Genomic DNA, 7,304 nt, shown 5'->3' on the forward strand with positions numbered 1-7,304 from the left:
TAACAGGGTTTTCGTAGGGCAGAATAACATCCTGTGTATTGAAGTCTAAATCAGTAGCATCTGCTAAATTTTCGGCGAGTGTTTTGCCTGTAACAGTCAGACAATCGCCATGAATTAACCCTTTTTGCAAGAGATATTTCAAAACGGAGGGTAAACCACCGATAGCATGAACATCTTCCATCATGTATTTTCCGCTTGGTTTAAGGTCGGCAATAACTGAAGTTTCGTCACTAATTTTTTGAAAATCAGCTAATTCGAGTTTTATATCAACTGATTTGGCCATGGCAATTAAATGCAATACGGCATTTGTTGAACCTCCCAGCACCATAACTGTAACTATGGCATTGTGAAATGCCTTTCTCGTCATGATGTCTCGAGGTTTGATGTCTTTTTCTAGTAGTATGCGGATGTATTTTCCCGCTTCTAAACATTCCTGTTTTTTTTCTGCACTTAGTGCAGGGTAGGAGGAACTGTAAGGAAGACTCATGCCCATTGCTTCAATTGCAGATGCCATGGTATTTGCTGTATACATCCCTCCACAAGCTCCAGCACCGGGGCATGCCCTTTGAATAATTCCTTGGTAATCTTCTTCATTTAGGTTGCCTGCCATCTTCTGCCCTAAAGCTTCAAATGCAGAAACTATGTTTAATGATTGACCTTTGTACTCACCAGAATGGATGCTACCACCGTAAACCATGATTGCTGGGCGGTTTAATCGTCCCATGGCGATAATTGCTCCGGGCATATTTTTGTCACATCCAGGCAATGCAATTAATCCATCGTAATAATGCCCACCACAAACAGTTTCAATAGAGTCTGCAATAAGATCTCTTGAAACCAAGGAATAACGCATGCCTTCTGTTCCATTTGTAATACCATCACTTATTCCAATGGTGTGAAACATCAAGCCTACCAAATTATTTGCCCAAACCCCCTTTTTCACATCTTTTGCAAGGTCATTAAGGTGCATATTGCATGTATTACCATCATAGCCCATGCTTACAATTCCTACCTGAGCCTTTGCAAGGTCTTCAGTAGTTAAGCCAATTCCATAAAGCATAGCTTGTGATGCTGGTTGTGTGGGGTCTTGGGTAATTGTTTTGCTGTATTTGTTAAGTGCCATGTGTTTTATAACTTACTCTTTTCCTTTGCGGATGATTGCTATGATTCGATTTTTTTTTAAGAATTTACTGTTTTTTTTTAGCTGTTTAACTCTAATAAAGGAGTTTAATTATGGGTATGATTTGTAAAATAAATGGACTGATTAATAATCTGGAAAAGCCAGTCTTTGACTTGTATAAATCAAACCCTAAATCATTATTAGGTATTTATTTTTTCTTATTTATTGTAATTTCAATTTAAGCGCTTATTGTTTAACTAGCAATAGCCAAAAAAAATATTTCTAATTAGAATAAAATATTGCAAAAAATAAATAATCGGAATAAAATTTTGTTTATTATCGAATAATTTATATTTAATACTGAGATAATAGACCAAAATGGTTTTGGGTTTTGGGTCTAAAAAAATAATTTTTTCAGTGATTGAGCAGTTTTCTGCTTAAAATCAAATTATTGACTTTGAATTGATTTTGTTTGGGAACAAAAAAGCCCTTCAGATCCGCGGATTTGAAGGGCTTTAAAAGGACTGGTTTTTTTAGGAATTTCTGGTTCCTTCAGCGAGTACCATAATTGAATTATTTAACACTTCAATTACTCCGCCTTTGATATAAATAATTTCCTCAGAATTTTCTTTACGGATAATTACCTTTCCATCTTCTAGGGTAGAAATGATGGGGGCGTGATCCTTAAGAACCTCGAAAGATCCCATCGTACCAGGTACGGTTACGGATCTTACTTCTCCTTCAAAAATCTTTTTATCTGGTGTTAATATTTCTAATTTCATATTTTTTAGATGTGAGATATGAGATATGAGATGTGAGATGTGAGATATGAGATATGAGATGTGAGATTGTCTCAAATCTATTGTCTCACATCTCAGATCTCCCTTAAGAGTTTGATTCAGCTAATAGTTTTTTGCCTTTTTCAATCGCATCTTCTATAGTCCCAACAAGGTTGAACGCAGCTTCAGGATATTCATCAACTTCACCATCCATAATCATGTTGAAACCTTTGATAGTATCTTTAATATCTACTAATACTCCTTTTAGTCCGGTGAACTGTTCTGCAACGAAGAATGGTTGCGAAAGGAAACGCTGCACACGACGAGCACGACCTACTACCAACTTATCTTCTTCAGAAAGTTCATCCATACCAAGGATGGCGATGATATCTTGTAATTCTTTATAACGTTGTAAAATTTCTTTAACTCTTTGTGCAGTACCATAGTGCTCATCACCTAGGGTCGCTGCATTAAGGATTCGAGAAGTTGAATCTAAGGGGTCAACTGCAGGATAGATACCAAGCTCCGCAATTTTACGTGACAATACCGTAGTAGCATCAAGGTGGGCAAATGTTGTTGCCGGTGCAGGGTCAGTTAAATCATCTGCAGGAACATAAACTGCTTGTACGGATGTAATTGAACCTCTTTTTGTAGAGGTAATTCTTTCCTGCATCAATCCCATTTCAGTTGCCAATGTTGGCTGATAACCTACCGCAGAAGGCATACGACCTAATAACGCCGAAACCTCGGAACCTGCTTGTGTGAAACGGAAAATATTATCTACGAAGAAAAGGATATCTTTTCCTTGACCTTCACCTTCTCCATCACGGAAATATTCAGCAACAGTTAATCCTGAAAGAGCAACACGTGCACGTGCACCAGGAGGCTCATTCATTTGTCCGAAAACCAATGTTGCTTTTGAATCTTTTAATGCTTCTTTATCAACAGACGCTAAATCCCATCCGCCTTCTTCCATAGAGTGCTTAAAAGCATCTCCATAATTAATTACGCCCGATTCGATGAACTCACGTAAAAGGTCATTTCCTTCACGTGTGCGCTCCCCAACTCCAGCAAATACGGATAAACCTGAATACGCTTTGGCAATATTATTAACCAATTCCATGATTAATACTGTTTTACCTACACCAGCACCACCAAATAACCCAATTTTACCACCTTTAGCATACGGCTCAAGTAGGTCGATTACTTTGATTCCAGTAAAAAGTACTTCAGTTTCGGTACTTAACTCATCAAATCTTGGTGGAGTATTATGAATAGGATAACCATCAGAAGTATCCATAGTATCAATACCATCTATGGCTTGACCAACTACATTGAACAAACGACCTTTTATCTTATCACCTACGGGCATTTTGATTGGTGATCCAGTATCAAGTACTTTCATCCCACGTACAAGCCCATCTGTTGAGTCCATCGCAATTGCGCGAACACGGTCTTCTCCTAGATGCTGCTGAACTTCAAGAATAATCTTTTGTCCATTGTCTTTCACAATCTCTAATGCATCATAGATTTTAGGCAAATGTGCGTTTTCTGTGAAGCTTACGTCGACTACAGGTCCGATGATCTGTGCAATTTTTCCGGAGTTTGGCATATAAATTTTGTAAAACTTTATTAAATCAACAATATTGGCCTTTTTTAGAGCCGATTTTTGATTTGCAAAAATACTCTTTATCCCCGTAAATCAAATACTTAATTAATTTTTTTTAATCATAGTTGTTCGTTGGTTTTTAAAAAGTTCTAAGAATGCCTTTTTGAGTTATTAAAGACCCTTTTTTATGGTTAATTGCTTTGTTTAGGCAAAAATACACTGTGCTAACTTTCTATCATTAAAAACAATCACAGGATTAAAAACAATTTTGTGAATAGGTACATATTTTGTGTTTTTGAATGCATTCCTTCTTTAAAATTAGATTTTTAACTAAAATTCTGTTTTATTTGAAATATGAAAAGAATAATGGTAAGCGGTAGTAATGGTTTACTCGGACAGAAAATTACAGATCTTTCCTTAATGGATCCTGAAATTGAGCTCATTGCAACATCAATTGGCCCCAATCGGCACCCACTTAAAGTTGGTTATACCTATGAGGAGCTTGATGTTTTAAATGCTGAGCGTTTGGATGAGCTTGTTGCAAATTATCATCCGGATGCAATAATTCATACAGCAGCTATGACCAATGTAGATGCTTGTGAGCATGATCGTGATAAATGTTATGCGCTCAATGTTAAATCGGTGGAAAATCTGATTGAGGTGTGTCAAAGAAGAGATATTCAATTGATTCATTTATCAACTGATTTTATTTTCGATGGTGAGGATGGACCTTATACCGAGGATGCAAAAGCCAATCCTTTAAGTTATTATGGTGAAACCAAGCTTGAGTCTGAAATATTATTGCAAAATTCTTCTTGTAAATGGGCTATTTTGCGGACTATTATTGTGTATGGAATTGTAAATGATATGAGTCGCACAAATATTGTTTTATGGGCAAAAGCAGCACTTGAAAAAGGCGAACCTATAAATGTAGTTAATGATCAATGGCGAATGCCAACCTTGGCAGAAGACCTAGCACAATGCTGCCTTCTTGCGGTAAAAAAGAATGCCAAGGGTGTTTTTAATGCTTCCGGAAAGGATTTAATGAGTATTTTAGAGATTGTTGAGCGTGTAGCAGATTATTATGGCCTCGATAAAACATTAATAAACCCTATTTCTTCTGAAAGTTTAAATCAAGCAGCGAAAAGACCAAAAAAGACAGGTTTTATTTTAGATAAAACGATTAGAGAGCTTGGTTATGAGCCACATTCTTTTGAAGAGGGTATTGCTTTGATGGAAAAACAAATTAATGCAATAAATAATTAGGTAAACTAATTTTTTTAGAGTTATTGTTTCGCCTCTAAATACCTGCAAAATCGTTAAAAATAGTAACTTTGAAAAAAAATAAATCTTATGACATTATCTAAAGGACAACAAGCGCCTAACTTTACCCTATACAGCTCAGAATTAAAGGAAATTTCTTTGGCTGACTACGCTGGCAAAAAAGTAGTAATTCATTTTTTTCCAATGGCTTTTACTGGAGTTTGTACTACTCAACTATGTACCATGCGTGATACTTTTGGTTATTACGATGAGTTGGGTGCTGAAATTCTAGCAATTTCTGTCGATTCTCCATTTGCACTCGCAAAATTTAAGGAAGACAATGATTATCAATTTCATTTGCTTTCCGATTTTAACAAAGAAACATCACAGGCTTATGGAGCTTTTTATGATGAATTTGTATTCAATTTGAAGGGTGTTTCTAAAAGAGCAGCATTTGTTCTAGATGAAAATCATAAAATTGTTTATGCGGAGGTTTTGGAATCGGCAGGCGATCTTCCTGATTTTAACGCTATTCGTAACGCGTTGAACTAAATTCAAGAGCGTTGAGCCTTGATTTTTAAGGGATTGCGAGTATTTTCAAAAAAACTATGTTTGTATGAAAAGAAAGCATATTTTTGCTTCCGTTAAAAACGCACCTGTAGCTTAATTGGATAGAGCACCTGACTACGGATCAGGAGGTTAGGGGTTCGACTCCCTTCAGGTGCACATAACAGAAGCCTTTTCGACTTTAACGAAAGGGCTTTTAATTTGAATTAAACCATCCTGTCATCAATCATTGCCCCAACAGGATTAATTAGACATCAAATGCTGAACTTAGTACTGTTTGGCCCTCCGGGAGCTGGTAAAGGAACACAATCTGAAAAGTTGATAAATAAGTATAAACTTATCCATTTATCAACCGGCGATATACTTAGATCTGAAATATCAATGGGCACTGAACTCGGTCTTGAAGCTAAAAAGCTAATGGATCAAGGTTTACTTGTGCCTGATGAGGTAGTAATTGGTATGATCAGTAATAAATTAGACTCTAACAAAGAGGCTAATGGTTTTATATTTGATGGTTTTCCTCGCACTGTAGCTCAAGCAGAGGCTTTAGATGATTTATTGCAAACTAAATCTTCTTCTATCGCTGGTATGATTGCTTTGGTTGTTAATGATGAAGAGTTAGAAAAGCGTTTATTGAATAGAGGAAAAGATTCTGGTCGCCCAGATGATGCAAATCCTGAGGTTATTCGTAAACGAATTGTAGAATATAATTCGAAAACAGCTCCAGTAGCAAACTATTATAAAGATCAGCATAAATTTACAAGCATTAATGGAATAGGTACAGTTGATGAAATATTCAGCTCTATTTGCACGGTGATTGATTCCTTTTAATTGCTGAAAAAATCTTAATTTCATCCCCTTGAGATCATAAAGATTCCTGTACGGATTTTGTTCTCTGTAAAAATATATTATGTCTCAGAGCTCAAATTTTGTTGATTACGTTAAAATATGCTGCCGTTCAGGTCATGGTGGCGCAGGATCATCGCACCTTCATCGTGATATATTAACCTCTAAAGGTGGCCCCGATGGTGGTGATGGTGGTAGAGGCGGACATATAATTGTAAAGGGGAATAGTCAACTTTGGACCTTATTACACCTTAAATACCGGAAACATATTATTGCAGAAAATGGCTTTCCTGGATCTAGCGGACAGAAATCTGGCAGGACTGGTATTGATGAAATTCTCGAAGTGCCACTGGGTACCATCGCTAGAAATGCCGAAACTGGAGAAATACTTTTTGAAATCACTAGTGATGGTGAGACTAAAATTTTGACGCCTGGTGGGCGCGGCGGACTAGGAAACTGGCATTTTAAAACATCTACAAAGCAAACTCCTCGATATTCACAACCCGGAGAACCTGGCAAAGAGCAATGGATGGTGCTTGAATTGAAAATTCTTGCTGATGTTGGTCTTGTGGGTTTTCCAAATGCAGGGAAATCAACTCTTCTTTCTGTAGTTTCTGCTGCTAAGCCTGAAATTGCTGATTATGCCTTCACTACTCTGGTGCCAAACCTAGGTATCGTTTCCTATCGTGATAATCGATCCTTTGTTATGGCCGATATTCCAGGGATTATTGAGGGAGCTTCAAAAGGCAAAGGTTTGGGGATTCGCTTTTTGAGGCATATTGAGCGTAATTCTGTGCTTCTGTTTTTGGTGCCGGCCGATACAAACCGTACCATCATTCAGGAGTATGAAATCTTGTTAAATGAATTGGAACAGTATAATCCTGAACTTATGCAAAAGCCAAGAGTTTTAGTGGTTAGTAAGTCGGATATGCTCGATGAGGAGTTAATGAATGAAATGAAGCAAGAATTGCCAGCTATTCCAAGCTTATTTATTTCTTCTGTGGCGCAAAAGGGATTAGTAGAACTTAAGGATATGCTCTGGAAGGTGATTAATGAGCATAATACGCTTGCAAAAGACTAATATATTTAATTTTTTTATCCTGAATCTGCCATTAGTATT

At 36.9% G+C, this 7,304-nt stretch carries 7 protein-coding genes and 1 tRNA gene; 5 read left to right on the forward strand and 3 right to left on the reverse strand.

All coding sequences use genetic code 11. The features are described from left to right. From ACILQF_RS08645 to atpD, 3 genes are all read right to left on the reverse strand, one after another. A partial coding sequence (locus ACILQF_RS08645) for a dihydroxy-acid dehydratase (protein ID WP_395627017.1) occupies nt 1-1,123 on the reverse strand: 1,123 nt, incomplete at its 3' end. 530 nt (nt 1,124-1,653) lie between these two features. Then, nucleotides 1,654-1,902 (reverse strand): ATP synthase F1 subunit epsilon, encoded by a 249-nt coding sequence (atpC, locus tag ACILQF_RS08650; RefSeq protein ID WP_395627018.1) that lies wholly within the window; start codon nt 1,900-1,902, stop codon nt 1,654-1,656. A 103-nt stretch (nt 1,903-2,005) separates the two neighbouring features. After that, a complete protein-coding gene (atpD, locus tag ACILQF_RS08655; RefSeq protein ID WP_395627019.1) occupies nt 2,006-3,511 on the reverse strand; it encodes a F0F1 ATP synthase subunit beta in 1,506 nt (501 codons plus the stop codon). 351 nt (nt 3,512-3,862) lie between these two features. Here atpD and ACILQF_RS08660 point away from each other — a divergent pair, with 351 nt between their 5' ends. From ACILQF_RS08660 to obgE, 5 genes are all read left to right on the forward strand, one after another. Beyond that, nucleotides 3,863-4,774 (forward strand): SDR family oxidoreductase, encoded by a 912-nt coding sequence (locus tag ACILQF_RS08660; protein ID WP_395627020.1) that lies wholly within the window; start codon nt 3,863-3,865, stop codon nt 4,772-4,774. A gap of 87 nt (nt 4,775-4,861) precedes the next feature. Next, a complete protein-coding gene (locus tag ACILQF_RS08665) occupies nt 4,862-5,323 on the forward strand; it encodes a redoxin domain-containing protein (protein ID WP_395627021.1) in 462 nt (153 codons plus the stop codon). Between the two features lie 100 nt (nt 5,324-5,423). Next, nucleotides 5,424-5,497, forward strand: a tRNA-Arg gene (locus tag ACILQF_RS08670). 99 nt (nt 5,498-5,596) lie between these two features. Then, nucleotides 5,597-6,169, forward strand: a complete 573-nt coding sequence (locus tag ACILQF_RS08675) for an adenylate kinase (RefSeq protein WP_395627022.1) — start codon at nt 5,597-5,599, stop codon at nt 6,167-6,169. A 79-nt stretch (nt 6,170-6,248) separates the two neighbouring features. Then, entirely contained in the window at nt 6,249-7,265 is a 1,017-nt protein-coding gene (gene obgE, locus ACILQF_RS08680) for a GTPase ObgE (protein WP_395627023.1), read from the forward strand. Nucleotides 7,266-7,304: the final 39 nt, after the last annotated feature.

The organism is Daejeonella sp., assembly GCF_044232565.1.
Taxonomy (GTDB): Bacteria; Bacteroidota; Bacteroidia; order Sphingobacteriales; family Sphingobacteriaceae; genus Daejeonella.

Bases quoted from the DNA above. Each gene is read 5' to 3' on its own strand.
- ACILQF_RS08665 (WP_395627021.1), top strand. From the start codon at position 4,862: ATGACATTATCTAAAGGACAACAAGCGCCTAACTTTACCCTATACAGC.
- ACILQF_RS08675 (WP_395627022.1), top strand. From the start codon at position 5,597: ATGCTGAACTTAGTACTGTTTGGCCCTCCGGGAGCTGGTAAAGGAACA.
- ACILQF_RS08660 (WP_395627020.1), top strand. From the start codon at position 3,863: ATGAAAAGAATAATGGTAAGCGGTAGTAATGGTTTACTCGGACAGAAA.
- obgE (WP_395627023.1), top strand. From the start codon at position 6,249: ATGTCTCAGAGCTCAAATTTTGTTGATTACGTTAAAATATGCTGCCGT.
- atpD (WP_395627019.1), bottom strand. From the start codon at position 3,511: ATGCCAAACTCCGGAAAAATTGCACAGATCATCGGACCTGTAGTCGAC.
- atpC (WP_395627018.1), bottom strand. From the start codon at position 1,902: ATGAAATTAGAAATATTAACACCAGATAAAAAGATTTTTGAAGGAGAA.